Below are 25,674 nucleotides of genomic sequence, written 5' to 3'. Positions count from 1 at the left end.
TGCGAATCCCGCCGAGCGATGTCCTGGCGCACCCGCTCTGCGACCACCTGTGAGGTGGTCGATTCACCCCGCTGAACCGGAGGTCGCGGAGCTTCCGCGGGATGACCGGGTCTCCCTTGACAACTTCCTCAACGACACGGCGCAGAATCTCTCTTGCGGTGCTCCAGGGCAGCGATGGGCTACACCTCAGGCCATGACCATTCCTAGCTCGGCGCGGCGCGTGGAAAGGCAAGAGGCTCAGGACGCAGAATTCTAGTTTTGACTGTTCTGCACCGGGGCCGGTCAAGCTTCTTTGCGATCGCGGCAGCCGGCAGCTCGACCTCATTGTCGCGGCTCCAAGATCGAGCCCTTTGATCCCGCCGACATCATACGGTCGGCACGGGGCAGCGATCTGGGTGTGGCCCCCAGGTACCGACAGGTAATCACTCACGACCTCTGGGGCAGCATCCAGCACCACGAGACCTTCACCGAGCCTCCAGAGGGGCCCTCACGGACTGAGGGGCCCCTCTGGTACGCAGCTCTGGAGGATGGAAATGTGCCTTCCCGTTAAACGTTGAAGCGGAACTCCACCACGTCGCCGTCGCGCATGACGTAGTCCTTGCCCTCCATGCGGGCCTTGCCCTTGGCGCGGGCCTCGGCGACGGAGCCGGCTTCGACGAGGTCGTCGAAGGAGATGACCTCGGCCTTGATGAAGCCCTTCTGGAAGTCGGTGTGGATCACACCGGCCGCCTCGGGGGCGGTGTCGCCCTTGTTGATGGTCCAGGCCCGGGATTCCTTGGGGCCGGCCGTCAGATAGGTCTGGAGGCCGAGGGTCTCGAAGCCGACGCGGGCCAGGTTGGCGAGGCCGGGCTCCTCCTGGCCTACGGACTGGAGGAGTTCCAGCGCCTCCGCCTCGTCGTCCAGCTCACCGAGGTCGGCCTCCAGCTTGGCGTTGAGGAAGACGGCCTCGGCCGGGGCGATGAGCGCGCGCTGCTCGGCCTTGAAGGCGTCGTCGGTCAGCTCCTCCTCGTCCACGTTGAAGACGTAGAGGAAGGGCTTGACGGTCAGCAGGTGCAGCTCGTGCAGCGGCTCGGCGCGCTCGGTGCCCTGGCGGATGCCGGCGGAGAAGAGGGTGCGGCCCTCCTCCAGGATTTCCTTGGCCTCCTCGACAGCCTTGACCACCGGCAGCCGGTCCTTGCGGATCCGGGACTCCTTCTGGAGCTTCGGCAGCACCTTCTCGACCGTCTGGAGGTCGGCGAGGATCAGCTCGGTGTTGATGGTCTCGATGTCGCTCTTGGGCGAGACCTTGCCGTCGACGTGGACGACGTTCTCGTCCTTGAAGGCCCGGATGACCTGGCAGATGGCGTCCGACTCGCGGATGTTCGCCAGGAACTTGTTGCCCAGCCCCTCGCCCTCGCTGGCGCCCCGCACGATCCCGGCGATGTCGACGAAGTCGACGGTGGCGGGCAGCACACGCTCGCTGCCGAAGATCTCGGCGAGCTTGGTCAGGCGGGCGTCGGGGACGCCGACGACGCCGACGTTGGGTTCGATCGTCGCGAACGGGTAGTTGGCCGCCAGCACGTCGTTCTTCGTGAGGGCGTTGAAGAGAGTCGACTTGCCGACGTTCGGCAGTCCGACGATTCCGATCGTGAGGGACACGTGGGACTTCCCGTTCGGGTGGTTGCTGACAGGGCCGGTCGCCCATTCTAGGGGGGCGGCTCGCGACCCCTCCCACCTCGTCCTTCTGTCGACTCATCGGCAAATGGGATGAAAAGGGCGCGCCATTGCGCCATCGCGGGCGGCCCGGCCCGTACGTTGGTGCCCGTGGAGTACAGCACCAGCACCACCCGCCCTCCCCTGCCGCGCCCGGCCGCCGGGGCGGCCGGCGTGCCCCGGCCCGCTCGGGCGGCGACGCCGGAGCCGCCCCTCGGCCGGCCCGCCCCCCGCGCACGCGAGGGGGCCGCGCGCCCCCGACCGCCTCTGCTGGACGCCCTCGCGCGCCTCCCCCGCCCGAAGCTGACGGGCCTGGGGTGCGGCGTGATCGCGATCGGTTCGATGCTGGTCGCCGGCTGGTTCAGCCGGGTCCTGGGCGGCGCCCCCGTGCTGTACGGGCTGCTGTTCGTGCTGGTCTCGATCGCGGTGGCCGCCTGGGTGCGGCCGGTGGACCTGATCTGCGCGCCGGTGGCGGTGCCCATCGCCTACGCGGCAGGGCTGATCGTCAGCGGCGGCCTCTACGAGCTGTTCACCGAGCTGGCCGTGGGCGCCCCCTGGCTCTTCGCGGGCACGCTGGCCGCCGTGGGGATCACGCTGGGCCGCCAGGTCACCGTCATGGCGGGGCGGATCAGGCGCCGGCGGGAGAACGCCGCCCGCGCCGCCGCGCAGCAGCAGCGGGGCTGATCCCGGCACCGCGCCGGGCCGCGCGGCGGGGACGCCGGGAGCACGGCCGGGGCGAGCGCCGGGCGGCCCGCCCCCGCGGGCACAGGCACAGGCGCAACCCTCGCCCGGACAGCGCACCGCCCCGTGCCGCGGAACGGCACGGGGCGGTGCGCTGCGCTGTGGCGCGGGAGCTGCCCTCCCGCCGCGGCTCAGGCGCTGTCGCGAACCTTCTCGGCGGCCTCGGCGCGCAGGTCGCGGCGGAGTTCCTTCGGCAGCGAGAACTGGATCGACTCCTGCATCGGCTGCACGACCTCGACGTCGCCGAAGCCGCGCTCGGCGAGCCACTCCAGTACACCCTCGACCAGCACGTCGGGCACGGAGGCACCGGAGGAGAGGCCGACGGTGGTGACGCCCTCCAGCCAGCTCTCGTCGATCTCGCCCGCGTTGTCGACCAGGTGGCCGGCGCCGGCGCCGGCGCCCAGCGCCACCTCGACCATCCGCACCGAGTTGGAGCTGTTCTTCGAGCCGACGACCAGCACCAGGTCGGAGTCGGCGGCGATCTGCTTGATCGCGGTCTGCCGGTTCTGCGTGGCGTAGCAGATGTCATCGCTGGGCGGGCTGATCAGGTTGGGGAACTTCTCCTTGAGGGCGCCGACCGTCTCCATGGTCTCGTCCACGGAGAGGGTGGTCTGGGAGAGCCAGACCACCTTGGACTCGTCGCGGACCTCAACCCCGGCGACGTCCTTGGGGCCGTCGACCAGCTGGATGTGCTCGGGTGCCTCGCCGGAGGTGCCGATGACCTCCTCGTGGCCCTCGTGGCCGATGAGGAGGATGTCGTAGTCGTCCTTGGCGAAGCGGATGGCTTCCTTGTGGACCTTGGTGACCAGCGGGCAGGTCGCGTCGATGGTGGCGAGCTTGCCGCGCTCGGCCTCGCGGTGCACCTCGGGGGCGACGCCGTGGGCGGAGAAGATGACGATCTCGCCCTGCGGGACCTCGTCGGTCTGCTCGACGAAGATCGCGCCCTTCTTCTCCAGCGTCTTCACGACGTACTTGTTGTGCACGATCTCGTGCCGGACGTAGATGGGCGGACCGTACTGCTCCAGCGCCTGCTCGACAGCGATGACGGCGCGGTCCACACCCGCGCAGTAACCACGGGGGGCGGCGAGCAGGACACGGCGTGGGGCGGAAGCGCTCATGGCCCCCATGGTAGGGCCCGTCGGGGGCGAACCCCGGGCCCGGTCTCCGCTTTCACGCGCCCCGGGGCTGTCGGCGGGCCCCGCTAGCCTGGCGGCATGGCTCTACAGACCTCCGCCGACGACCCGGTTCCGGTCGCCAGGATCTCGCGGCTCATCGGGGAATGGATCGACCGCCTCGGCGGGGTGTGGGTGGAGGGGCAGATCACCCAGCTCAGCCGCCGCCCCGGTGCCGGAGTGGTGTTCTTCACGCTCCGGGACCCCTCCCAGGAGATCTCCCTCACCGTCACCTGCTTCCGCGGGGTGTTCGACCAGGTCGCGGACGTGGTGTCCGAGGGCGCGCGGGTCGTGGTGCACGGCAAGCCGGAGTGGTACGCACCCCGCGGGCAGTTGTCGCTGCGCGCCGCGGAGATCCGCCCGGTGGGCGTCGGCGACCTGCTGGTCCGGCTGGAGCGGTTGAAGCGGGCGTTGGCCGCCGAGGGGCTGTTCGCGGCGGACCGCAAGCGGCCGCTGCCGTTCCTGCCGCACCGGATCGGCCTGGTGACGGGCCGGGCGTCGGCGGCGGAGCGGGACGTGCTGGAGAACGCGCGGCTGCGCTGGCCCGCCGTCAGCTTCGACGTCCGCAACGTCGCCGTGCAGGGCGTGCACGCGGTGGCGCAGGTCGTGGAGGCGGTGCGGGCGCTGGACGCCGACCCGGCGGTCGACGTGATCGTGGTGGCGCGCGGCGGCGGCAGCGTCGAGGACCTGCTGCCGTTCTCCGACGAGCGGCTGGTGCGCACCGTCGCGCAGTGCGTGACGCCGGTGGTCTCGGCGATCGGCCACGAGCCGGACTCGCCGCTGCTGGACCTGGTCGCGGATGTCCGCGCCTCCACGCCGACGGACGCGGCGAAGCGCACGGTGCCGGACGTCAACGAGGAGCTGACGCGGGTGACGCAGCTCGGCGACCGGGCCCGGCGCGCGATGGAGACCTTCCTCGACCGGGAGGAGCGCGGGCTGGCCAACGCCCTGTCGCGGCCGGCGATGGCCGAGCCGCACCGGGTGCTGGACGCGCAGGAGGAGCGGCTGGCGGAGCTGCGGTTGCGGGCCCGGCGCTCGCTGTCGCACGGGCTGGACCGCGCGACCGACGATCTGCGGCACACCCTGGCACGGGTGCGCGCGCTGTCCCCGGCGGCGACGTTGGAGCGGGGGTACGCGGTGCTGCGGCGCCCCGACGGCACGGTGATCCGGGACGCCTCAGCGGTGGCGCCGGAGGAGGAGCTGCGCGCGCGGCTGGCCGAGGGCGAGCTGTCGGTGGTGGCCCGAGGCGCTGTCAGCCCTCCCGCATAGGCTGGCGCCCATGACGGAAACGGATGCCGAGACCGCGCTCGGCTACGAACAGGCCCGCGACGAGTTGGTCGAGGTGGTGCGGCGGCTGGAGGCCGGCGGCGCCACCCTGGAGGAGTCGCTGGCGCTGTGGGAGCGCGGCGAGGAGCTGGCCCGCATCTGCCGCCACTGGCTGGAGGGCGCCCGGGCCCGGCTGGACGCGGCGCGTCCCGAGGACGGCGCCGGGGGCGGTACGCCGCGTCCGGGCGAGGGGGACGCCGCCCCGTCGGGCGAGGGCTGAGTCCACCGGCGGGCGGACGCGCGCTGATGAACGTGCCGCGGCGCCACGACGGCCCGGGCCCCGCGGGGTGGGGCCCGGGCTGTGTGCGTGCACCGGAAGCGCGGTGACCGGCCCACGCCGTGCGGGCGGGTCGGGCGCTACTGGTTGGGGTGCGGCGCCAGCGTGGCGGCGAACGCCTCCAGCTGCGTGGTCCCGGCGGTGCCGGTGACCACGGTGGTGACGTCGCCCTCCTCGGCGACCAGGGCGTCGTACTTGCCGCCGGTGTGGACGGCCCACTCGCGGCCGTCGACGGTGACGGTCTCGCCGGTGTCCTGGGCGCCCCGGGTGAAGTCGTCGACAAAGGCCCGCGCCGGGCCGTCGGCCTGCCCCAGTGCGACGTACTCGTTGACGGGGTCCATGAACCCGATGCGCCAGAAGGCACCGTGGTCGGAGCTCTGCCGGTACCGCACGGAGGTGGCGCGCCACTCGTCGTCCAGGCCCTCGGGGACGACGAGGTCGTAGGGGGCGGCGCGGGAGGCGGTGCTCGCCTCGACGGCGTAGTCCACCGCGCGGACGGGGTCCTGCCCGGTGTCGGTGGGCTGGACGAAGTAGAAGAACAGCGCGCCGACGGTGATGACGGCCATCGAGAGCAGCATGTCCCGCACGGTCTTGAGCTTGCGCCGCTGCCTGGCCTCGCCGGCTCCGGCGGGCGCGGCGGTGCCGGTCTCCGGCAGCGGGGCGGCGGCGCCGGCCGCGGGCACGTCCTCGTGCGTCGCGGGAGCACGCTCCGCGTCGGACGACGCCGGGCCCTCGGGGTCCGCCGGGTCTGCGGGCGCCGTGGAGTGCGGGGCGGTCCCGGGGGCCGTCGCCTTGACGTCGTCGCCCGCGGCGGGGCCGCCGCCGTCGCGGTCCGGGGCCTGCGCGGGCTGCTGGGACGGAGTGCCGTTCTCTCTCACCACGCCCCCATCGTCCCGTATGCGGGGAGCCGCTCCCCCACCACCCCCTCGCTGCTCATCCGTGGGCCGACATGCTCAGTTGTCCGGGCGGCGGCTAGAGTCGAGAGGTTCCCCGAAACCCACGGTCCCGGCGCGCGTACCGGCCCGCCCGCGCGAAAGGTTGTGTGCCCATGTCCGACCACCATCTCCCTCCCCCGCTCGAGGTCAGCCCCGAGGCCCCCGACCGCAACCTGGCCCTGGAGCTGGTCCGCGTCACCGAGGCCGGGGCGATGGCCTCGGGCCGCTGGGTCGGGCGCGGCGACAAGAACGGCGCGGACGGCGCCGCCGTCCGCGCGATGCGCGCCCTGGTCTCGACCGTCTCGATGAACGGCGTGGTCGTCATCGGGGAGGGCGAGAAGGACGAGGCACCGATGCTCTTCAACGGCGAGCGCGTCGGCGACGGCACCGGCCCGGAGTGCGACGTCGCGGTGGACCCGGTCGACGGCACCACGCTGACCGCCAAGGGCATGAACAACGCCGTCTCCGTGCTGGCGGTCGCCGACCGGGGCGCGATGTTCGACCCCAGCGCGGTCTTCTACATGGACAAGCTGGTCACCGGTCCGGAGGCGGCCGAGTTCGTCGACATCGACGCCCCGACGGCGGTGAACATCCGGCGGGTGGCGAAGGCGAAGGGCGGCACACCGGAGGACGTCACCGTCTGCGTGCTGGACCGCCCCCGCCACCAGGACCTCGTCCGGGAGATCCGCGAGGCCGGCGCCCGCATCCGCTTCATTTCCGACGGTGACGTCGCCGGGGCGATCGCCGCCGTGCGCGACGGGACCGGCGTGGACCTGCTGCTCGGCATCGGCGGCACCCCGGAGGGCATCATCGCCGCCTGCGCCATCAAGTGCCTGGGCGGCACCATCCAGGGCAAGCTCTGGCCGCAGGACGACGCCGAGCGTCGCCAGGCACTGGACGCCGGGCACGACCTGGACCGGGTGCTGCACACGGACGACCTGGTCGCCGGTGAGAACGTGTTCTTCGTCGCGACCGGCATCACCGACGGCGACCTGCTGCGCGGCGTGCGGTACCGCGCGGAGACCGCCACCACCCAGTCGCTGGTGATGCGCTCCAAGTCGGGCACGATCCGGCAGATCGACTCCACGCACCGGCTGTCGAAGCTGCGCGCCTACAGCGCCGTCAACTTCGACCAGCCGCGCTGAACCGCCGCCGCGGCGACACATCGGGACCGGGGGCCGCCTCAGCCGCCCCCGGTCTCACGCCTGCCGCCTCAGGCTGCCTCGGCGGACTGCCGTCGGCGGCGCCGGCCGAGCACCACGCGCCGCTCGGCCGCGGTGAGGCCACCCCAGACGCCGTAGGGCTCGGGCTGCAGCAGGGCGTGTTCGCGGCACTCCAGCAGCACGGGACAGCGGGCGCAGACCGACTTGGCCGCCGCCTCACGGGAGAGCCGCGCGGCCGTCGGCTCCTGCGAGGGCGCGAAGAAGAGGCCCGCCTCGTCCCGCCGGCAGGCGGCCTCGGAATGCCACGGGCCGGCGAGGTCTCTCCGTAGCCGCGGGGACGGTACGGCGGTGGACCACTGTGGCTCGTGAGGCGATTGCAGCACGGTCAACTCCTGACGACGGCTTACGGGGTCGCTCTGCTGGGCTGACTGATCACCACCCGCAGGCCTGGGTGACCGACCGCGGCAGGGCGCCGATGATCGGCCATACGAGTGACGGTCCTCCCTGCCCTACCCGCTGCGCACACGCTTATGCACGGAGAGCCAAATGCAGGAACGTGACGTGACCTCTCGCATCCGCTCCGTGTCCGCACCGCGACGCGCGGCGGCGGCCGCCCGCGGGGCGGTCGCGCCGGAGCACCACGACGGAGGTGCGGCACAGCGCGCACCTGCGGGCTGCGGGGTCTGAGGGTCCGCAGGTCTGCGGGTCCACGGACAGCAGCCGCGGCCGCGGCGGGACAGCACGCCGACGGGTCGATCGACGCCGGCCGCCCGCCGGCCGCCGCCGACCTGCCGCCGGACAGCACTCCGCCGCGTCCGGGACGGGCTCGGACGCGGCGGTGGACGGGGCAGGAGGCGGGAGGAACAGCCGGGAGGGGTCAGCCCTCGCCGTCGCGCAGGTTCTGGACCCGCTTGCCCTTGACGGCGGACGCCTCGACGGCGCCCCAGATGGCGACACCCCGCACGCGCACCACCGGCGCTCCCGGGGCGGTGGCGACCATTTCGCCGGCCTCGAACGACCCCATGATGCCGGTCCCCTCGCAGACCAGGGTGACGTTCTCGGGGACCTGGATGTCGACGCCACCGCAGATGGCCGTGGCGGTGATGACCACCTCGGGGTGGTCGAAGATCGCCTCGGTGAGGTCGATGTCGACACCGCCGCAGACGGCGACGGCGTTGATCTGTGCGCCGACCCGCCAGCTGCCGCCCCGGTCGGCACCGCCGAGAACGGCGACGACGTTGCGGGGGCCCGACGGGCGTGACGCCTTCTCCCGAGCCGTCGAGCGGGGCGGCGGCTGGTTGCTCTGCCCGGCGGGCAGGTCGTGGATCAGTTTCTCCAGCTCGGGCACGGTCTTGGCCGCGTAGAGGACCTCGATGCGCTCGGCGTGCTCGTCAGCCTGGAGGCGGCCCTCGGCCAGTGCCTCACGGAGGATGTCGGCCACGCGGTCCCGGTCCGCGTCGGAGGCGCGGACGGCCGGTGGCGGGGTCGGCTTTCCGAGGGGCACGGCGGGCGGCTTGTCGGTGGTCACCCCGTCAGGCTACCGACGCAGCGCCGGTGCCACCAGAGCCCGCGGCCGGGTTCGGGGTCGAACTCAGGGCTCTGTCAGGGCCACCTCAGGGGGACCCTGGTGCCCCCGGACGGGCCGGGGCGCGACCGCCGACCGGGCGCCGGCGGCGGCGGTCCGGCACCGCCGCGGGGGCCACCCGGACCGGTAGCGCCCGCAGCGCCTCCCGGAGCCCCGCGCCGAGCTCGGCGAACTCGGCGGCCCGCGCGGAGCCGGAGCGGGTGACGAGAGCGATGCGCCGGGTGGGCGCGGGGCCGGCGAAGTAGCCGGTGGCGAGGTCGTGGCTGCGCGCGGTCTCGGCGTCGAGGGCGGTGCGCGGCAGCAGGGTGGCGCCCATGCCGCCGGCGACGAGCTGGACGAGGGTGGAGAGGCCGGCTGCGCTGGTGGCGCCGCCCTGGCCGTCCCGACCGGCGTCCCGGCAGATCTCCAGCGCCTGGTCCCGCAGGCAGTGGCCCTGGTCGAGCAGGATGAGGTCCAGGTCGCGCAGCGCCTCCCGGGGGATGTCGCTCCGGCCGGCGAGGGGATGGCCCGCGGGGGTGACGAGGCAGATGTCCTCGTCGAACAGCGGCAGTTCGTCCAGGCCGGTGACGCCGAGGGGGACGGCGAGCAGCAGCACGTCGAGTCGGCCGGAGAGCAGCCCGTCGAGCAGCGGGTCGGTCTGGTCCTCGGTGACGGCGAGGTCGAGCGCGGGGTAGTTCTCGCGGACGAGCCGGAGGACGGTGGGCAGCAGGTAGGGCGCGCAGGTGGGGATGACGCCCAGCCGCAGCGCGCCGGTGAACGGGGCGCGGGCGGCCTCCGCCTCCTCCAGGAGTTCCCCGACGGCGTCGAGGACGGCGCGGGCGCGGCCGGCGAGGCGTTCACCCGCGGGGGTGAGGAGGACCCGGCGTGTGGTGCGTTCCACAAGGGTGATGTCGAGAATCTCCTCCAGGGCCGCCACGGCCCCGGAGAGGGCGGGTTGACTCATCCCGATGGCGGATGCCGCCTCCCGGAAATGGAGGTGCTCGGCGACCGCCAGGAACGCTCTGAGCTGCGACACCGTGGGTGGGCGCAGCCCTGCGGATCGCACCGACACTGATAAACACTCCCGATCAGCCGAACAGATTCTGGCTATTTCCGTGATCAACGCCGATGTGACAGCGTGAGTCGCGTCCAACCCTCGGAAAGCCCCCGTAAGGGTACTTTCCCCGTGCAAGGAGATCCACGTTGCTCACCGTTGGTGACAAGTTCCCCGAGTTCGAGCTCACCGCCTGCGTCTCCCTCGAGCAGGGCAAGGAGTTCGACACCATCACCCACAAGTCCTACGAGGGCTCGTGGAAGGTCTACTTCGCGTGGCCGATGGACTTCACCTTCGTCTGCCCCACCGAGATCGCCGCCTTCGGCAAGCTCCAGGACGAGTTCGCCGACCGTGACGCGCAGATCCTCGGCTTCTCCCTCGACACCCAGTTCGTGCACCACGCCTGGCGCCGCGACCACGAGGACCTCCGCGACCTGCCGTTCCCCATGATGTCCGACGTGCAGCGCGAGCTCTGCTCCGACCTCGGCATCCTCGGCTCCGACGGCCTGCCGATGCGCGCCGTCTTCATCGTGGACCCGAACAACGAGATCCAGTTCTCCATGGTGACCGCCGGCTCCGTCGGCCGGAACCCCAAGGAGGTCCTGCGGGTCCTGGACGCCCTGCAGACCGACGAGCTGTGCCCCTGCAACTGGAGCAAGGGCGACGAGACCCTCGACCCGGTCAAGCTGCTCTCCGGCGAGTGAGCTGACCCAACGCACCGGGCGGTCCCCCCGCCGGCCGGCACGGCCGGCGGGGCGGCCACCGCTCGTACACCTCGAGGACACGGAGACGGGAGAACCACCATGGCACTGGACGATCTGAAGGCGGCCGTACCGGCCTACGCCAAGGACCTCAAGCTCAACCTCAGCTCGGTGATCGGCAACTCCGAGCTGCCCGCCCAGCAGCTGTGGGGCACGGTGCTGGCCTGCGCCATCGCCTCCCGCTCCCCCATCGTGCTGCGGGAGCTGGAGCCCGAGGCGCGGGAGAAGCTGTCCCAGGAGGCGTACACCGCCGCCAAGGCCGCCGCCGCGGTCATGGCGATGAACAACGTCTTCTACCGCACCCGCCACCTGCTCTCCGACCCCGAGTACGGCACGCTCCGCGCGGGCCTGCGGATGAACGTCATCGGCAACCCCGGCGTCGAGAAGGTGGACTTCGAGCTGTGGTCGCTGGCGGTCTCTGCCGTCAACGGCTGCGGCCAGTGCCTCGACTCGCACGAGCAGGTGCTCCGTAAGGCGGGCGTGGACCGCGAGACGGTCCAGGAGGCGTTCAAGATCGCCGCGGTCGTGCAGGCCGTCGCCGTCACCCTGGACGCCGAGGCGGCGCTGGAGTCGGCCACCGCCTGAGCCCACCCCGCCCCGATCCGGGAGCGGTCGGGCCCGTACGTCCGAGAGGGTCCGCTTCGCCATCGGCGAAGCGGACCCTCTCGGCGTTCCGCGCCCCGCCGTCCGCGGGGCGCCGCGCCTCAGCGCACCGTCATCTCGAACCACACCAGCTTGCCGGTGCCCAGCCGGGTGGCGCCCCAGCGGCGCGCCAGCCGCTGCACCAGCACCAGGCCGCGGCCGCCCTCGTCGGCCGGCCCGGCCTGCCGCAGCCGCGGCAGCTGCGGCACGTCGTCGCCGACCTCGCAGCGGAGCGCGTCGGTGCGCAGCAGCCGCAGTGTGACGGGGCGTTCGGCGTACCGCACCGCGTTGGTGACGACCTCGCTGACCAGGAGTTCGACCGAGTCCAGCAGCTCCTCCAGCCCCCAGCGGGTGAGGCTGTCGCGGACCTGCCGGCGGGCGAGCCGGACGGAGTCGGCGCGCGGCGGCATCCGCAGCAGCACCACGTCCTCCGGCGCGACGCCCTCGAACTGGGCGGCGAGCAGCGCCACGTCGTCGTCACGGTCGCCGGGGCCGGCGATGTCGAGGATCTCGTCGCAGAGCGCCTCCAGCGGCGCGGCGGCGCCGGGCCGGGTGAGGCGGGCGGTCTCGGTGAGGAGGGCGCGCAGCTGCTCCACGCCGGTGGAGACGTCCCGGCTGCGGGACTCCACCAGGCCGTCGGTGTAGAGGACGAGGGTGGAGCCGGCGGGCGCGGCGACCGTGCAGGTCTCGAAGTCCACGCCGCCCACGCCGATGGGGGCGTTCGGCGGCAGGTCGACCAGCTCGGTGGTGCCGTCGACGTGGAGCAGCACCGGCGGCGGGTGGCCGGCGCTGGCGGCGGTCAGCGTGTGGGCGACCGGGTCGTAGACGGCGTAGAGGCAGGTCGCCATCCGGTCCTCGCCGAGTCGCTGCGCCTGCTCGTCGAGGTGGCGCAGCACCTCCTCCGGCGGGAGGTCGAGCCCGGCGAGCGTCTGCACCGTGGTGCGCAGCTGGCCCATGATCGCGGCGGAGGTCGTGGAGTGGCCCATGACGTCGCCGACGACCAGCGCCATCCGGCTGCCCGGCAGCGGGATCGCGTCGTACCAGTCGCCGCCGACACGGGCGGACTCGGCGGCGGCGGTGTAGCGGTGGGCGAGCCGCACGCCGGTGTGGTGCGGCAGCCGGTCGGGGAGCATGGTGCGCTGCAACTCGTCCGCGATGGACGCCTCGCGGTTGTACAGCACCGCCTTGTCCACGCCCAGTGCGGTGTGGGTGGCGAGCTGGGCGGCGACCTGCAGGTCGTCGGCGGTGTAGGCGACGGTGTCGGGCCGTCGCACGAAGACGGCGATGCCGTTGACGCGGCGGTGGCCGCGGAGCGGGGCCAGCACGACGCGGTTGCCGTCGGGCAGCTTCTCGGCTCCGGTCAGTTCGTGGAGCGCGTCGCGGGCGGTGTCGCTGTCGGCGAGGACGGGGCGGACGTTGCGCAGCGTTTCGGCCAGCGGGCCGCCCGGCGCGTGCTCGACGCGGGTCGCCGCGTCGGCGAGCAGCGGGACCGGGCCGGCGCCGCTGCTGCGGCCGGCGAGCGCCTCGGGCACGCGGTCGGTGCGGCGCAGCCGCAGAACGTACGGCGTGACGGGCTGTTCCTCGCCGACCGGCAGCGGGTCGCGCAGGTAGACGAGGATCGCGTCGGCGAAGGTGGGCACCGTGGCGCGGCACAGACCGAGGATGGTCTCGTCGAGGTCGATGCCGCGCGCGATCCGGCGGGTGGCGGAGCCGACGAACCGCAGCCGTTCGGCGTGGCCGAGGCCGGCGGCGGGGACGCGGAGTTCGGTGGCGGCCCCGGCCGTGTCGCGCGGTGCCCCGGCCTCGGCCGTTCCGGCGCCCTCCGGCGGTCCGGGCGGCGCGGCGGTCTCGGTCCGGGCGTGCGGCATGGACGCGCCCTCCGCACGCTGCGGGGCTTCCGCCGTACGTGCCGCGGGTTGCGGTGTGGTCGGGTCCGTCACGGGGGTTGTCCATCCGTCCAGGGAACTGGCGTGTGGGGCCGGGGTGTTGCGCTGGGAGGATCAGTGGGGCTCGATCCTACGATCGGGACGGGGGTGTCTTTCAAGAGGCTCCCGCACCCTCACCCATTATGGAGAAGCCTCAGCCGGTGCCCGGCACCGTCCCCAGGCGGTCCCAGTCGGGGGGCAGCGCGGGCAGCGGCCAGCCCTCGTCGGGGCGCCAGTGCTCCCAGCCGTCGCGGAACGGCCGGCCCCAGGCGTCGATCAGCGCCACCGCGGCGCGCCCCCATTCCTTGACGCGGGCGGCCTGCTCGGTGGTGATCAGTCCGTCGTGCCGCGCCTGGCCGAACTCGTCCTCGTCCCGCCAGGACCAGCGGCGTGCGCGGTCGACGACGATGTCGAGGAAGTAGTCCTCGGAGTCGACCCCTCCCGACCAGCGGGTCAGCGGCTCCTCAAGATTGACGTACCAGTTGCGGAACCGCCAGCCCTCGTCCCAGAACAGCCACACCGACCAGGGGTCGCCGGGGCGCGCCAGTTTCAGCACGCCGGTGCCCTTCCAGTGGTCGCGGGCGACCACGCGGGGTTTGGTGTAGCGGGTCGAGAGGGGTTCGTGGTGCAGCGGTGTGCCGTCGGCCAGGAGCGGGCGCACGCACTCGGTGCCGGGCGCGATCCACACCGCGAGCACCTCCGGGGTGTCGCGGACCACGGTCATCGGGCGGCAGATGTGGAACTCCGAGGACGCGTTGGCCCGGTAGCGCCACAGGATGTGGTCACCGGGCAGCCAGCGGCCCGCGGCGGCCCCGGTGCGGTCCTCCGCTCTCGGTGTCGTCATGTGCGGAGCATATGACGACACCTCACCCGCGGTCGCCTTCCGTGACCGGACAGTGATCATCGGGTGGCGGTGGGTGCACGGCCGACGCGCCGGCGGGCGGCCCGCCGGGGGCACGTCGGCCCTGGTCGGTCCGCGCGTGGTGCCCGGTCAGTCCCCGGTCGGCGGGTGGGTCATCGCCAGCACGTCGAGCGCCGCGTCCAGCTGCTCCTCCGTCAACCGGCCGTCGTCCAGGTACCCCCCGTCGATGACGGCCTGCCGGATGGTGACGCGTTCGGCCAGGGCGCGCTTGGCGACCTTCGCCGCCTCCTCGTACCCGATGTACCGGTTGAGCGGGGTGACGACGGAGGGCGAGGACTCGGCGTACTCGCGGCAGCGTTCGGTGTCGGCGGTGATGCCCGCCACGGTGCGGTCGGCGAGCAGGGTGGCGGCGTTGCCGAGCAGGCGGACGGATTCCAGCAGGTTGCGCGCCAGCACCGGCAACATGACGTTCAGTTCGAAGGAGCCGGAGGCACCGGCGGTGGTGACCGTCACGTCGTTGCCGACGACCTGGGCGCAGACCATCAGCACTGCCTCGGGCACCACCGGGTTGACCTTGCCCGGCATGATCGAGGAGCCCGGCTGCAGGTCGGGGAGGGCGATCTCGGCGAGGCCGGTGCGCGGCCCGGAGGCCATCCACCGCAGGTCGTTGCAGATCTTGGTGAGCGAGACCGCGACGGTCCGCAGGTGGCCGGAGGTCTCCACCAGGGCGTCCCGGGCCCCCTGCGCCTCGAAGTGGTTGCGGGCCTCGGTGAGCGGCAGCCCCGTCGTCCGTGCCACCTCCGCGACCACCGCGGCGGGGAACCCGGCGGGGGTGTTGATCCCGGTGCCGACCGCGGTGCCGCCCAGCGGCAGTTCGGCGAGGCGCGGCAGCGCGCCCCGCAGCCGCTCCACGCCGTACCGGACCTGGGCGGCGTAGCCGCCGAACTCCTGCCCCAGGGTGACGGGGGTGGCGTCCATGAGGTGGGTGCGGCCGGCCTTGACGACGCCCGCGAACTCCTCGCCCTTGCCGGCGAGCGCGTCGGCGAGGTGCTCCAGCGCCGGGATCAGGTCGCGGGTGACGGCCGCGGTGGCGGCGATGTGGATCGAGGAGGGGAAGACGTCGTTGGAGGACTGGCTGGCGTTGACGTGGTCGTTGGGGTGGACCGGTTCGCCGAGCCGTTCGGTGGCCAGGGTGGCCAGCACCTCGTTCATGTTCATGTTGGACGAGGTGCCGGAGCCGGTCTGGAAGACGTCGACCGGGAACTGGTCGGGCCAGCGGCCGGCGGCGACCTCCTCGGCAGCCGCCTCGACGGCGCGGGCGCGGGGCTCGTCCAGCACGCCGAGTTCGGCGTTGACCCGGGCCGCCGCTGCCTTGATCCGCGCCAGCGCCTCGACATGCGCGGCCTCCAGCCGCAGCCCGGAGACGGGGAAGTTCTCCACCGCGCGCTGTGTCTGCGCGCGCCACTTGGCGTCCGCGGGCACCCGCACCTCGCCCATGGAGTCCCGCTCGACCCGGTGGTCGCCGTTGCCCTCGATACTGCCGCCGGTCCCAGTCATGCTCCCAACGTACCGCCGTGCGGGGGCCGCTGGTCGGGGTACGACACGCCGGTGGCCGGGCCCGTCGGTCAGCGGTCGCGCCCGGCGGCCTGGGCCCAGGGCCCGGGCCGCGGGCCGCTGCGCCGACCGGGGGCGCGGTAGACCAGCAGGTAGCGCCAGAGGAGCAGTCGGCGCAGCTCGGCGCCGGGAAGCTCCCGGCGGACGGCCCGGCGGACCTCGGGCAGGGACGCCGTCGGCTCGGCCACCGGCGGGGTCGGCGGGGCGGCGGGACGGCCCCCCTCCCGGAAGCGGGTCCCGGCGCGCGCCAGGGCGTTGTACGGCACCGCCGCCGCGTTCCACAGCAGGTCGGTGCCGACGGTCTCCCGGAAGCAGCCGAGGACGACGAGGACCCCGCCGGGGGCGAGTGCGCCGCGGAGCCGGGCCAGGGTCGGGCCGAAGGGGACGTGGTGGAGGGAGGCGAGGGCGGTGACGACGTCGTACTGCCCGGGGCGCAGCGGTTCGCGGGTGATGTCGCCGACGCGGAAGACGGGCGGCGGTGTGACCGGGGGCGGTCCGGCGGCCAAGGCGGCCGGGAGGTGGGCGCCCTCGCGGGTGAGGGGGACGCGGGGCGGCTCCGCCGGGGGCGGCGGCGCGTGTGCGGGGAGCGGAGCACGGGGGGCGGTGGGAGCGGGGTCGGGCCGGCGGGGAGCCGCGGGGCGGGCGCGGGCCGCCTCGATCATCGCCGCGGACGGGTCCAGCGCCTCGACGGTCAGGCCGTGGGCGGCGAGCCGGAGGGCGAAGCGCCCGGAACCGCAGCCGACGTCCAGGGCCCGCCCCGGGCCCTGGGGTATCCGTCGCAGCAGCAGCGGGTGGTAGTGGTCGTTGTGGTCGAACGGCACCGGGCGGTCCCGTCTCCCTTCGGCGTCGGGGCGGCCCGGTGCGGGGCGGGCGCGGCGGCGCCCGCCCCGTACCGGGCCGCGGGTGGTTCGGGTGGCCGGCGGTGCCGGCCGGGCCGGGCAGCCGGCCCGCGGGGCGCGCGTCAGCCGCGCACCGGGATCGAGGTTACGAACGGCCGGCTGGGGCCGGGGTCGGTGAAGAAGTCGTTGCCCTTGTCGTCCACGACGATGAACGCGGGGAAGTCCTCGACCTCGATCTTCCAGACCGCCTCCATGCCGAGCTCCTCGTACTCCAGGACCTCGACCTTCTTGATGCAGTCCTGCGCCAGCCGGGCGGCGGGGCCGCCGATGGAGCCGAGGTAGAAGCCGCCGTGGCGGTCGCACGCCTCGGTGACCTGCTTGCTGCGGTTGCCCTTGGCGAGCATCACGAAGGAGCCGCCCGCGGCCTGGAACTGGTCGACGTAGGCGTCCATGCGGCCGGCGGTGGTCGGGCCGAAGGAGCCGGACGCGTAGCCCTCGGGCGTCTTGGCGGGCCCGGCGTAGTAGACCGCGTGGTCGCGGAGGTACTGCGGCATCTCGCCGCCGCCGTCAAGGAGTTCCTTGATCTTGGCGTGGGCGATGTCGCGGGCCACGACCAGCGGGCCGGTCAGCGACAGCCGGGTCTTGACGGGGTGCCGGGTGAGCTCGGCGCGGATCTCGTCCATCGGCCGGTTGAGGTCGATGCGGACCACGTCGGCGTCGGTGGAGAGGTCCTCGTCGGTGGTCTCGGGCAGGAACCGGGCCGGGTCCCGCTCCAGCTGCTCCAGGAAGACACCCTCGGCGGTGATCTTCGCGCGGGCCTGCCGGTCGGCGGAGCAGGAGACGGCGATGGCCACCGGGCAGGAGGCGCCGTGGCGCGGGAGGCGGACGACGCGGACGTCGTGGCAGAAGTACTTGCCGCCGAACTGGGCGCCGATGCCGATGCGCTGCGTCAGTTCGAAGACCTGCTGCTCCAGCTCGCGGTCGCGGAAGCCGTGGCCGCTGGGGGAGCCGGACTCGGGCAGCTCGTCGAGGTAGTGCGCGGAGGCGTACTTGGCCGTCTTGAGGGCGTACTCGGCGGAGGTGCCGCCGACCACGATCGCCAGGTGGTACGGCGGGCAGGCCGCGGTCCCCAGCGAGCGGATCTTCTCCTCCAGGAACCTCATCATGGACGCCTCGTTGAGGACGGCCTTCGTCTCCTGGTAGAGGAACGACTTGTTGGCCGAGCCGCCGCCCTTGGCCATGAAGAGGAACGTGTAGGCGTCGCCGTCCTCCGCGTACAGCTCGATCTGCGCGGGGAGGTTGGAGCCGGTGTTCTTCTCCTCCCACATCGTCAGCGGCGCCAGCTGCGAGTAGCGCAGGTTGAGCTGGGTGTAGGCGTCGTAGACGCCGCGGGAGAGCGCCTCGGCGTCGCCGCCCTCGGTCAGCACCTGCTGGCCGCGCTTGCCCATCACGATGGCGGTGCCGGTGTCCTGGCACATCGGCAGCACGCCCGCGGCGGCGATGTTGGCGTTCTTCAGCAGGTCCAGCGCGACGAACCGGTCGTTGGCGGACGCCTCGGGGTCGTCGAGGATCTTCCGCAGCTGCGCCAGGTGGTCGGGGCGCAGGTAGTGGGAGATGTCGCGCATCGCCTCGGCCGCGAGCCTGCGCAGCGCCTCCGGCTCGACCTTCAGGAACGTACGGCCGTCGACCTCGACGGTGGACACCCCCTCGGCGGTGACCAGGCGGTACGGGGTGCTGTCCTCACCGGTCGGCAGCAGGTCGGTGTAGGCGAACTCTGGCATGGCGGGCAACCTCATCCGGGCAGACTTCCGCGCCGGGCAGGCAGCGGCGGCGCGCCCACCAGCCTAGGACGCCGCCGCGGCCCGCCGCCGACCACCTCCCCACCCGGGCCGTGGGGCGGGGAGCGCCGCCGACCGGCGGGCGCCTGTCGCGGGCGCGCCGGCGGGGGCGCACCGGCGGCGGGTGCGGGCGCACCGGCGGTGGGCGGTGCCGGGTCAGTCCAGCAGGATGCGGCGGCCGTGGAGGGCGCGCACCGCGCGCCGGGTCCGGGGCCGGCCGTGGCCGTTGCGGAGCCGTGCCGCGACCTCCAGCGCGCGTCCGCCGCCCTCGGTGAGGCGGCCGAGGGCGACGCAGGCGGTCTCGGTGGGCCAGCTGTCCGGTCCGTAGAGCTCCGCCAGGTCGGGTATCAGCTCGCTCCAGAGCCGGGCCGCCTCCTCACGCTCGCCGCGGGCCTCGGCGGCGGTGGCCGCCTCCCGGCGGTGGCGCAGCCGCTCCGACGCGCCGAGCGGGCCGGTGGCCTGCGGTTCGGCGCCACCGTGCTCCGGCGGGGCGTACGCCTCCGGGCGCGGGTAGGGGGCGCCCGCTCCCGGCCCGGCGGGGGGCGGGACGGCGGACGCGGGCGGTGGCGTCGTCGGCGGTGCTTCGGCGCGGAACGCGGTGGGCACCCGGTCCTCGAACGTCGGAGGCGCCACCTCGGCCACCGGCGCCGCTGCCGGCCCACCGGCGGCGGCCGCCGCGGCGAGCACCCGCAGCCGGTCGCGGACGTCGGCCGCGCGCTGCGGCCGCTCGGCGGGCTCCTTGGCCAGCAGTTCCAGCACCAGCGCGTCCACCGCCTCCGGTATCCCGGGCCGCAGCGTGCTCGGCGGTTCGGGAACCTGATGGACCTGCTGGTACATCAGCTGCATCATCGTGGCGCCGGGCGGGAAGACCGTGCGGCCGGTGAGCAGCCCGAAGAGCAGGCAGCCCAGGGCGTACAGGTCGGTGCGGGCGTCCACCTCCCCGGTGGTGCACTGCTCGGGCGCCATGTAGTCGGGCGTCCCCACCACCATGCCGGTCGCGGTCAGCGCGCTGCGCTGGGCCACGCTCACGCCCTCCGCGAACCGGGCGATGCCGAAGTCGAGCAGCTTGACCCGGTCGTCGCGGGTGACCATCACGTTGCCGGGCTTGAGGTCGCGGTGGACGATCCCGACGGCGGGGTCGTGCGCGGCGGCGAGGCCGTCCGCGATCTGCGCCGCCCATTCCAGCGCGCGCGACGTCTCGGGCACGCCCTCCCGCAGCACCTCGGCGAGCGACCGGCCGGGGACCAGCTCCATGACGAGCAGCACCGCGGAGGCGCCCTGGAACCGGTCGGTGAAGAAGTCGTGGACCGTCACGATGTGCGGGTGCGCGAGCCGGGCGATGGCCATGGCCTCGCGTTCCAGCCGGCGCCGCAGCTCCGGGTCGTCCCCGTCGGTGGCCGCCTTGACGGCGACGTCCCGCCGCAAGCGCTCGTCGTGGGCCTGCCACACCTGGCCCATGCCGCCCTCGCCGAGTTTTCGGACCAGGCGGTAGCGGTCGTGCAACACCTCTCCGGCTGCCATGCGTCCCCCGTCGTGTCTCCCCGGCGCCGCCCCGCTGTCAGCGCGGAGGCTTAGGATCGCACAGGACTGTCAGCCGCTCGGGGGCACCGGCCGGGCACGAGGTCGTCGGGGGATCGGGGATGCGCCAAGGGCTGCGCCGGACAGCGGGGGCGCTGGCGGCAGCGCTGGTTCTGGGGCTCTTCACGGCCCCGACCGCCAGGGCCGACGGGCAGTTGGCGGACGCCGCCGCCGCCCTCGCGACGCCCGGCGTCTGGGCCGACGACGACTACCAGGGCATGGACGAGCGCATGATCGCGCTGCTGCAGGCGCGGTACGAGCGGGCCGGTACTCCCTTCCGGATGGCGCTGCTGACGGAGGAGAACGACGACGCGGCCTCGCTGGCCTCGCGGCTGGCCTCCCTCGTCGGCCGGCCCGGCGTCTACGCGGTGCTCACCGAGTGGGACGACCCGCTGAGCGACCGCCGGGACTCCTCCCAGGGGTGGGCGGTGACGGGGGTGTCCGCGACGGTCGACACCATCCGCGACGAGTCGGTGGCCCGCGCCGGCATCAACAACGGCAACCCGCTGCTGACGCTGGCCGACACCCTCGACGGCGACCTCTCCGCCCAGCTGCCGAAGGACTCCGGGGACGGCCGGTTCCTCGTGGACCCCGCCGTCACCGACGTCTTCCCGGAGCTGACGGAGGAGCTGCTCGCCGACACCTTCGACGCCGTCCCCGAGCTGCGCGTCGCGCTGGTCTCCGGGGTGGGCGGGCCCTCGGACGCCGCGGCGACCGCGATGGCGTCGGATCTTCCCGCGGACGGCGCGATGCTGCTGATGCAGTGGGAGACCACCGACTTCTCGGTGGTCATGGGGTCGGGCCGCGACCTCGCCTCGAAGAGCACGCTGGAGTCGCTGGTCGGCGGCATCGGCATCCCGACGGTCGCCCCCGAGGCGCTCCCGCTGCAGCTGGAGCAGCTGGCCGCGGCGCTCGGACCGGACCTGGTCGGGCTGGCCCGCGACGGGCTCGCGGAGTCGCCGCTCTACGTCCACCCCGCCGCCGGGGACGGTTCGACGGGCCCGGAGCGTCAGGCGGCGTTCGCCGCGGCGCTGGCCGAGGCCGACGCCCGGGCCGCGGTGCTCCCGCACGCCGCGCTGGCGGCGCAGCTCGGCGAGGACGGCCTGGCCGAGGACGACGCCCCGGCGCGCTCGATGGCGGAGGGCGGCGACGACCCGCTCGCGGTGTTCCTGGTCGACACCGAGTACCAGCGGATCGACGAGGTGCGGACCACCGGCGACGAGGAGTTCGCGGCCGCCGCCGACCGGGCGCGCTACAGCGGTGAGCCGTTCCTGGAGACGGCGCTGACCCAGCTCCTGGACGGCATCGGCGCGCAGCCGCCGGCGGCCCCGGAGGCGGACGACGCGGTCGCGCCCGGCAGCCCCGGCGAGAGCGCCGCGGCCGGGCCGGCCGACGCCTCGGCCGTGCCGGTCGGGGTGTGGATCGGGCTCGGCGTGGCCACGTTCGGGCTGCTGCTTCCGGTCGTCGTCGCGTCGTTCATGCCGCGGGGCCGTCCGCGGCTCGCCGTCCGGGCGTGGGCGGTGGCGTCCAACCGGCGGCAGGCGGACGCGATGCCCGCGGGGAAGCTGCGCGCCGAGATGGCGAAGTCGGCCACGCGCCGCGGGTGGAACGCCCGGGATCTGGCGCGACTGGAGACACTGCTGCGGGCGCTGCCCGACCCCGGCGCCGGTCCGGTCGCCCGCCCGGTGGGACAGCTGCTCGGGGAGTACGAGCGCCTGCGGGAGGCGCACGCCGCCGCGCGCACCCGTGCGGAGACGGCCGTCGTCACCAGGAGCCTCGGCCGGGCGCTCCGGCGGGGCCGGGCGCTGGCCGCGGTGTCAGGGAAGCTCGCCGGTCCCTCCTGACCGGGGCGACCACGCCCGCCCCGGTGCGCGGCGGCGCGCGCACCGGGGGGGGCGGCCCGACCGGTCAGCCGCCGTCGACGGCGGTGGCGACCCGGTCCCCCAGGTCCTTGTCGACGTTGCGCCAGTAGCGCAGCGCGCGGTCCAGCACCGGGCGGCTGACGCCGTCGGCGAGGTGCCCGGCGATGTTGCCGACCAGCCGGGTCCGTTGGGCGTCGTCGAGGACGTCCCGCACCATCGTCCCGGCCTGACCGAAGTCGTCGTCCGCCGCCCGCGGCGTGTACGCCTGCCGGACCATCTCCCCGGCCGCGTGCCACCCCGCCGGTTCGCCGAAGCGGGCGGTGTCGGCGGCCGGCCCGCCGTAGGAGTTGGGCGCGTACACGGCGCCGGTGCGGGCCGGCTCGTACCGCATGGGCCCGTCCTTGCTGTAGGAGCGCACCGGCGAGTGCGGCCGGTTCGGCGGCAGCTGCGTGTAGTTGGGGCCGATCCGGTAGCGGTGGGTGTCCGGGTAGGAGAACAGCCGCCCCAGCAGCATCTTGTCCGGCGAGGGGCCGATCCCCGGGACCAGGTTGGAGGGTTCGAACGCGGACTGCTCGATGTGCACGAAGTGGTCGTCCGGGTTGCGGTCCAGCCGCATGCGGCCCACCTCGATCAGCGGGTAGTCGCCGTGCGGCCACACCTTGGTGAGGTCGAACGGGTTGAACCGGTAGTCCGGGGCGTCGTCGAACGGCATCACCTGCACGTACAGCGTCCAGGTGGGCGCCTCGCGCCGGGCGATCGACTCGAAGAGGTCCTGCCGGTGGGCGTCCGCGTTCTCGCCGGCGAGCCGGTCGGCGTCCTCCTGGGTGAGGTACTCGATGCCCTGGTCGGTCTTGAAGTGGTACTTCACCCAGAACTTCTCGCCGCCGCCGTTGACCCACAGGTAGGTGTGGGAGCCGTAGCCGTTCATGTGGCGCCAGGTGCGGGGGATGCCCCGGTCCCCCATCAGCCAGGTCACCATGTGCGCGCTCTCCGGGGAGAGCGTCCAGAAGTCCCACTGCATGTCGTGGTCGCGCAGCCCGCTGTCGGGGCGCCGCTTCTGGGAGCGGATGAAGTCCTGGAACTTCAACGGGTCCCGCACGAAGAACACCGGGGTGTTGTTGCCGACCAGGTCGTAGTTGCCCTGTGCGGTGTAGAACTTCAGCGCGAACCCGCGCGGGTCGCGCCAGGTGTCGGGGCTGCCCTGCTCCCCCGCAACGGTCGAGAACCGCGCCAGCATCTCGGTGCGGCGTCCCGGCTGGAACAGGTCGGCCTTGGTGAACTGGCTGACGTCGGCGGTCACCTCGAACGTGCCGTACGCGCCGCCACCCTTGGCATGGACCACCCGCTCCGGGACCCGCTCCCGGTTGAACTGGGCCATCTTCTCGATCAGGTAGGCGTCCTGGAGGAGGATCGGGCCGTCGGCCGCGACGGTGAGCGAGTGCTCGTCGCTCTCCACCGGGATGCCCGCGTTGGTGGTCGTGTGGTCGAAGGTGCCGTGCGACATGCGAGATCCTCACGTTCGGGGCGCGGTGCGCCGGGCCGCGCTCCCCAGCAGAACGCCGCCGGGTCGGACGGGCAACCGCTGCCGCCGCGGGCGGCGCCATCCGGGCGGCAAAGACGCACCGCGGGACCAACCGGGGCGGGCAACGTCGGCCGATACGACCGCGTCCCCTCCCAGGGCGTGATAGACCACAGGGCAACCCCTCACCGAGAGTCCCGGCGGGTCCCGGCACACGCCCGAGGCCGCCGGACCCTCCCCGGGGGGCGCCACAACTCAACCGCGACACGAGAACGGGTCGGAGCCAGCAGATGCCGAACAGCGCCGGGAGCACCTCCCCCGCGCCCCGGCCCGAGGACGCCCCGGCGGCCGGGCGTCCGGACCCCTGGGCCGCCGCCAGGCGCCACGGGGCCGCCTTCGTCGCCCGCCCGTACTGGGACCCGGGGCTGCCCGCGCTGGTGGTGCGGCGCTGGCCCGACCTCACCGCCTGCCTGATGGCGCTGTTCTTCTTCTGGCTGTCGCTGACCCCGTCGCTCGTCCCCCGCCCGTGGTACTACCAGGGCGTCATCGGCGGCATCACCGCAGCCATCGGCTACGGCATCGGAGCGACGCTCAGCGGTCTGTTCCGGCTGATGTTCGCCTGGCGGCCGCCGCCCCGGGTGCGGGCCCGCTCCTGGCTCTCGCTGTACGTGATCACCCCGCCGCTGGTGATCCTGCTGCTGTCGCAGAGCGCCGACATGCAGCGGGAGCTGCGTCGGCTGCAGGCGCTGCCGCCGACGCTCACCTGGCACTCCCTGATGATCGCGCTGATGTCGCTGGGCGTCGCGGCGCTGCTCGTGGCCCTCGCCCGGTCGGTGCGGTTGGGCACCCGGGTGCTGACGCGGCTGCTGCACCGGTTCGTGCCCTGGCCGGTCGCCGTCGGCCTCGCCCTGTCGCTCAGCAGCATCGTCGTCGTCTTCGGCACCCGGGACGTCGTCTTCGAACGCGGCGTCCTCTCGGTCGCCGACCGGGTCGCCGCCGCCAAGGACCGCTCCACCGACGAGGGCGTCCTGCGGCCCTTCTCGCCGCTGCTCTCCGGCAGCCCCGACTCGCTGGTCAGCTGGGAGGAACTCGGCAACAAAGGCCGCTCCTTCACCGGCGGCGCGCTCTCCGGCGAGGAGATCGCGCGGTTCAACGGCCGCCCGGCACAGACTCCGGTCCGGGTGTACGTCGGCCGCGCCGCCTACGACGACTACGAGGCCGGCGCCCGGCTGGCCGTCCGCGAACTGGAGCGGACCGGCGCCTTCGACCGGTCGGTGCTCGCCGTCGCCGGCACCACCGGCACGGGGTGGATCAACCCCACGACGGTGGAGGCGCTGGAGTTCATGCACGGCGGCGACACCGCCGTCGTGACGATGCAGTACTCGTACCTGCCGAGCTGGGCCTCGTTCGTCGTCGACCGCGAGGAGGCGGGCCGGGCGACCCGCGCACTCGTCGACGCCGTCCACGCCCGCTGGGAGGAGGAACCGGCACAGTCCCGCCCCCGGCTGGTCGTCTTCGGCGAGTCCATGGGCGCCCAGGCGATCGAGGCCGCCTTCGACGACATGGACGACATGCTGCGGCGCACCGAGGGCGCCCTGCTGGTCGGCCCGCCGGACGGCAGCCCGATCCACCGCGAGGTCACCGAGGGGCGGGACCCCGGCAGCCCGGTCTGGCGGCCGGTGTACGAGGACGGCGCGCACGTGCGCTTCGCGCAGTTCCCCGGGCGGGACCTGCTGCTGGGCGGCGCCCCCTGGGAGCACCCCCGGGTCGTCTACCTCCAGAACGCCTCCGACCCGGTGGTCTGGTGGTCGCCGGGCCTGATGTTCCAGCGGCCGGAGTGGCTGCGCGAGCCGCTGGGCCCGGACGTCACCGAGGCCATCGACTGGTTCGCGCTCGTCACCTTCTGGCAGACGACGGTGGACATGGCCGTCTCCTACGGCGCGCCGGCGCCGCACGGCCACCGTTACGGCTCGAACCCGGTGGACGCCTGGGAGGCGATCATCCCGCCGCAGGAGTGGCGCGCGGCGGACACCGGGAGGCTGAAGGAACTGCTGGAGCTGCGGCACCCGCCGCGCTCCGGCTTCACCGGCAAGCCGGAGTGACGCGCGACGGCGGCGCGGTCACCGCGCCGCCGTCGCCTCGCCCGTGCGGGTCCGCTCGCCCCTGGGGGCCGGGCTAGGACCGGTCGTCCGGCCGGGGGCCGTCGGGTCCCGCCGGCGGGCTGCCGGCCGCGCCCGGCGGGTCGCGGGTGCGGGTCCGCGGGCCTGGATCACGCTGACCGGCTACGTCCGCGGCACGGTGCTGGTCGCC

At 74.0% G+C, this 25,674-nt stretch carries 21 protein-coding genes; 8 read left to right on the top strand and 13 right to left on the bottom strand.

All coding sequences use genetic code 11. From position 1 onward, the window contains the following. Positions 1 to 546: 546 nt before the first annotated feature. Positions 547 to 1,638, bottom strand: a complete 1,092-nt coding sequence (ychF, locus tag HCN56_RS05400; protein WP_167968320.1) for a redox-regulated ATPase YchF — start codon at positions 1,636 to 1,638, stop codon at positions 547 to 549. A gap of 165 nt (positions 1,639 to 1,803) precedes the next feature. On the opposite strand from ychF, the gene HCN56_RS05395 reads away from it, so the two are divergent. Then, positions 1,804 to 2,376: a DUF6542 domain-containing protein gene (locus HCN56_RS05395; protein ID WP_245245931.1), complete on the top strand. Its 573-nt coding sequence runs from the start codon at positions 1,804 to 1,806 to the stop codon at positions 2,374 to 2,376. Positions 2,377 to 2,564: 188 nt separating this feature from the next. Here the strand turns inward: HCN56_RS05395 and HCN56_RS05390 are convergent, their stop codons facing one another. Then, on the bottom strand, positions 2,565 to 3,560 hold the full coding sequence (locus tag HCN56_RS05390; protein WP_167968319.1) for a 4-hydroxy-3-methylbut-2-enyl diphosphate reductase: 996 nt from the start codon (positions 3,558 to 3,560) through the stop codon (positions 2,565 to 2,567). 87 nt (positions 3,561 to 3,647) lie between these two features. On the opposite strand from HCN56_RS05390, the gene xseA reads away from it, so the two are divergent. Together xseA and HCN56_RS05380 are read left to right on the top strand one after the other, a co-directional pair. Then, positions 3,648 to 4,874, top strand: coding sequence for an exodeoxyribonuclease VII large subunit (xseA, locus tag HCN56_RS05385; protein WP_167968318.1), 1,227 nt, complete (start codon positions 3,648 to 3,650; stop codon positions 4,872 to 4,874). Positions 4,875 to 4,884: 10 nt separating this feature from the next. Beyond that, on the top strand, positions 4,885 to 5,151 hold the full coding sequence (locus HCN56_RS05380; protein WP_167968317.1) for an exodeoxyribonuclease VII small subunit: 267 nt from the start codon (positions 4,885 to 4,887) through the stop codon (positions 5,149 to 5,151). Between the two features lie 137 nt (positions 5,152 to 5,288). Here HCN56_RS05380 and HCN56_RS26190 read toward each other — a convergent pair whose 3' ends face one another. Further along, the gene (locus tag HCN56_RS26190; protein WP_167968316.1) at positions 5,289 to 6,089 is read right to left on the bottom strand and encodes a DUF4245 domain-containing protein; all 801 of its coding nucleotides are present in this window, start codon (positions 6,087 to 6,089) and stop codon (positions 5,289 to 5,291) included. 167 nt (positions 6,090 to 6,256) lie between these two features. Between HCN56_RS26190 and glpX the strand changes: the two genes are divergently transcribed. Then, entirely contained in the window at positions 6,257 to 7,288 is a 1,032-nt protein-coding gene (glpX, locus tag HCN56_RS05370; RefSeq protein ID WP_167968315.1) for a class II fructose-bisphosphatase, read from the top strand. Between the two features lie 68 nt (positions 7,289 to 7,356). Here the strand turns inward: glpX and HCN56_RS05365 are convergent, their stop codons facing one another. From HCN56_RS05365 to HCN56_RS05355, 3 genes are all read right to left on the bottom strand, one after another. Next, a complete protein-coding gene (locus tag HCN56_RS05365; RefSeq protein WP_167932685.1) occupies positions 7,357 to 7,689 on the bottom strand; it encodes a WhiB family transcriptional regulator in 333 nt (110 codons plus the stop codon). 494 nt (positions 7,690 to 8,183) lie between these two features. Continuing rightward, positions 8,184 to 8,834, bottom strand: a complete 651-nt coding sequence (locus HCN56_RS05360; RefSeq protein ID WP_167968314.1) for a DUF1707 SHOCT-like domain-containing protein — start codon at positions 8,832 to 8,834, stop codon at positions 8,184 to 8,186. Positions 8,835 to 8,919: 85 nt separating this feature from the next. Further along, complete coding sequence (locus HCN56_RS05355; RefSeq protein WP_312871061.1) at positions 8,920 to 9,906, bottom strand: hydrogen peroxide-inducible genes activator; 987 nt, start codon at positions 9,904 to 9,906, stop codon at positions 8,920 to 8,922. Between the two features lie 167 nt (positions 9,907 to 10,073). Between HCN56_RS05355 and HCN56_RS05350 the strand changes: the two genes are divergently transcribed. Together HCN56_RS05350 and HCN56_RS05345 are read left to right on the top strand one after the other, a co-directional pair. Then, a complete protein-coding gene (locus HCN56_RS05350) occupies positions 10,074 to 10,628 on the top strand; it encodes a peroxiredoxin (RefSeq protein WP_167968313.1) in 555 nt (184 codons plus the stop codon). A gap of 99 nt (positions 10,629 to 10,727) precedes the next feature. Then, positions 10,728 to 11,270, top strand: a complete 543-nt coding sequence (locus HCN56_RS05345; RefSeq protein ID WP_167968312.1) for an alkyl hydroperoxide reductase — start codon at positions 10,728 to 10,730, stop codon at positions 11,268 to 11,270. Between the two features lie 119 nt (positions 11,271 to 11,389). On the opposite strand, the gene HCN56_RS05340 is transcribed toward HCN56_RS05345, so the two are convergent. The 6 genes from HCN56_RS05340 to HCN56_RS05315 form a co-directional block, all read right to left on the bottom strand. Beyond that, the gene (locus HCN56_RS05340; protein WP_167968311.1) at positions 11,390 to 13,195 is read right to left on the bottom strand and encodes an ATP-binding SpoIIE family protein phosphatase; all 1,806 of its coding nucleotides are present in this window, start codon (positions 13,193 to 13,195) and stop codon (positions 11,390 to 11,392) included. A gap of 211 nt (positions 13,196 to 13,406) precedes the next feature. Next, positions 13,407 to 14,096, bottom strand: a complete 690-nt coding sequence (gene fomD, locus HCN56_RS05335; RefSeq protein WP_167968310.1) for a cytidylyl-2-hydroxypropylphosphonate hydrolase — start codon at positions 14,094 to 14,096, stop codon at positions 13,407 to 13,409. A gap of 147 nt (positions 14,097 to 14,243) precedes the next feature. Continuing rightward, complete coding sequence (locus HCN56_RS05330) at positions 14,244 to 15,671, bottom strand: class II fumarate hydratase (protein ID WP_167968309.1); 1,428 nt, start codon at positions 15,669 to 15,671, stop codon at positions 14,244 to 14,246. A gap of 68 nt (positions 15,672 to 15,739) precedes the next feature. Continuing rightward, the gene (locus HCN56_RS05325) at positions 15,740 to 16,549 is read right to left on the bottom strand and encodes a class I SAM-dependent methyltransferase (protein ID WP_167968308.1); all 810 of its coding nucleotides are present in this window, start codon (positions 16,547 to 16,549) and stop codon (positions 15,740 to 15,742) included. Between the two features lie 140 nt (positions 16,550 to 16,689). Further along, positions 16,690 to 18,348: a fumarate hydratase gene (locus HCN56_RS05320; protein WP_209312378.1), complete on the bottom strand. Its 1,659-nt coding sequence runs from the start codon at positions 18,346 to 18,348 to the stop codon at positions 16,690 to 16,692. A 213-nt stretch (positions 18,349 to 18,561) separates the two neighbouring features. Next, a complete protein-coding gene (locus HCN56_RS05315; RefSeq protein ID WP_167968307.1) occupies positions 18,562 to 19,926 on the bottom strand; it encodes a serine/threonine-protein kinase in 1,365 nt (454 codons plus the stop codon). Between the two features lie 119 nt (positions 19,927 to 20,045). Here HCN56_RS05315 and HCN56_RS05310 point away from each other — a divergent pair, with 119 nt between their 5' ends. Beyond that, positions 20,046 to 21,827, top strand: coding sequence for a hypothetical protein (locus tag HCN56_RS05310; RefSeq protein ID WP_167968306.1), 1,782 nt, complete (start codon positions 20,046 to 20,048; stop codon positions 21,825 to 21,827). A gap of 64 nt (positions 21,828 to 21,891) precedes the next feature. On the opposite strand, the gene HCN56_RS05305 is transcribed toward HCN56_RS05310, so the two are convergent. Beyond that, positions 21,892 to 23,349 carry a catalase gene (locus HCN56_RS05305; RefSeq protein ID WP_167968305.1) on the bottom strand — a complete coding sequence of 486 codons (1,458 nt, stop codon included), beginning with the start codon at positions 23,347 to 23,349 and terminating at the stop codon, positions 21,892 to 21,894. Between the two features lie 305 nt (positions 23,350 to 23,654). Here HCN56_RS05305 and HCN56_RS05300 point away from each other — a divergent pair, with 305 nt between their 5' ends. Next, complete coding sequence (locus HCN56_RS05300) at positions 23,655 to 25,466, top strand: alpha/beta hydrolase (RefSeq protein ID WP_167968304.1); 1,812 nt, start codon at positions 23,655 to 23,657, stop codon at positions 25,464 to 25,466. The last annotated feature ends 208 nt before the right edge of the window (positions 25,467 to 25,674 follow it).

This window comes from Streptomyces lonarensis, assembly GCF_012033735.1.
GTDB lineage: Bacteria > Actinomycetota > Actinomycetes > Streptomycetales > Streptomycetaceae > Streptomyces > Streptomyces lonarensis.
Note: the sequence above shows the minus strand (reverse complement) of the source record. Positions and strands in the feature narration are given on the sequence as shown.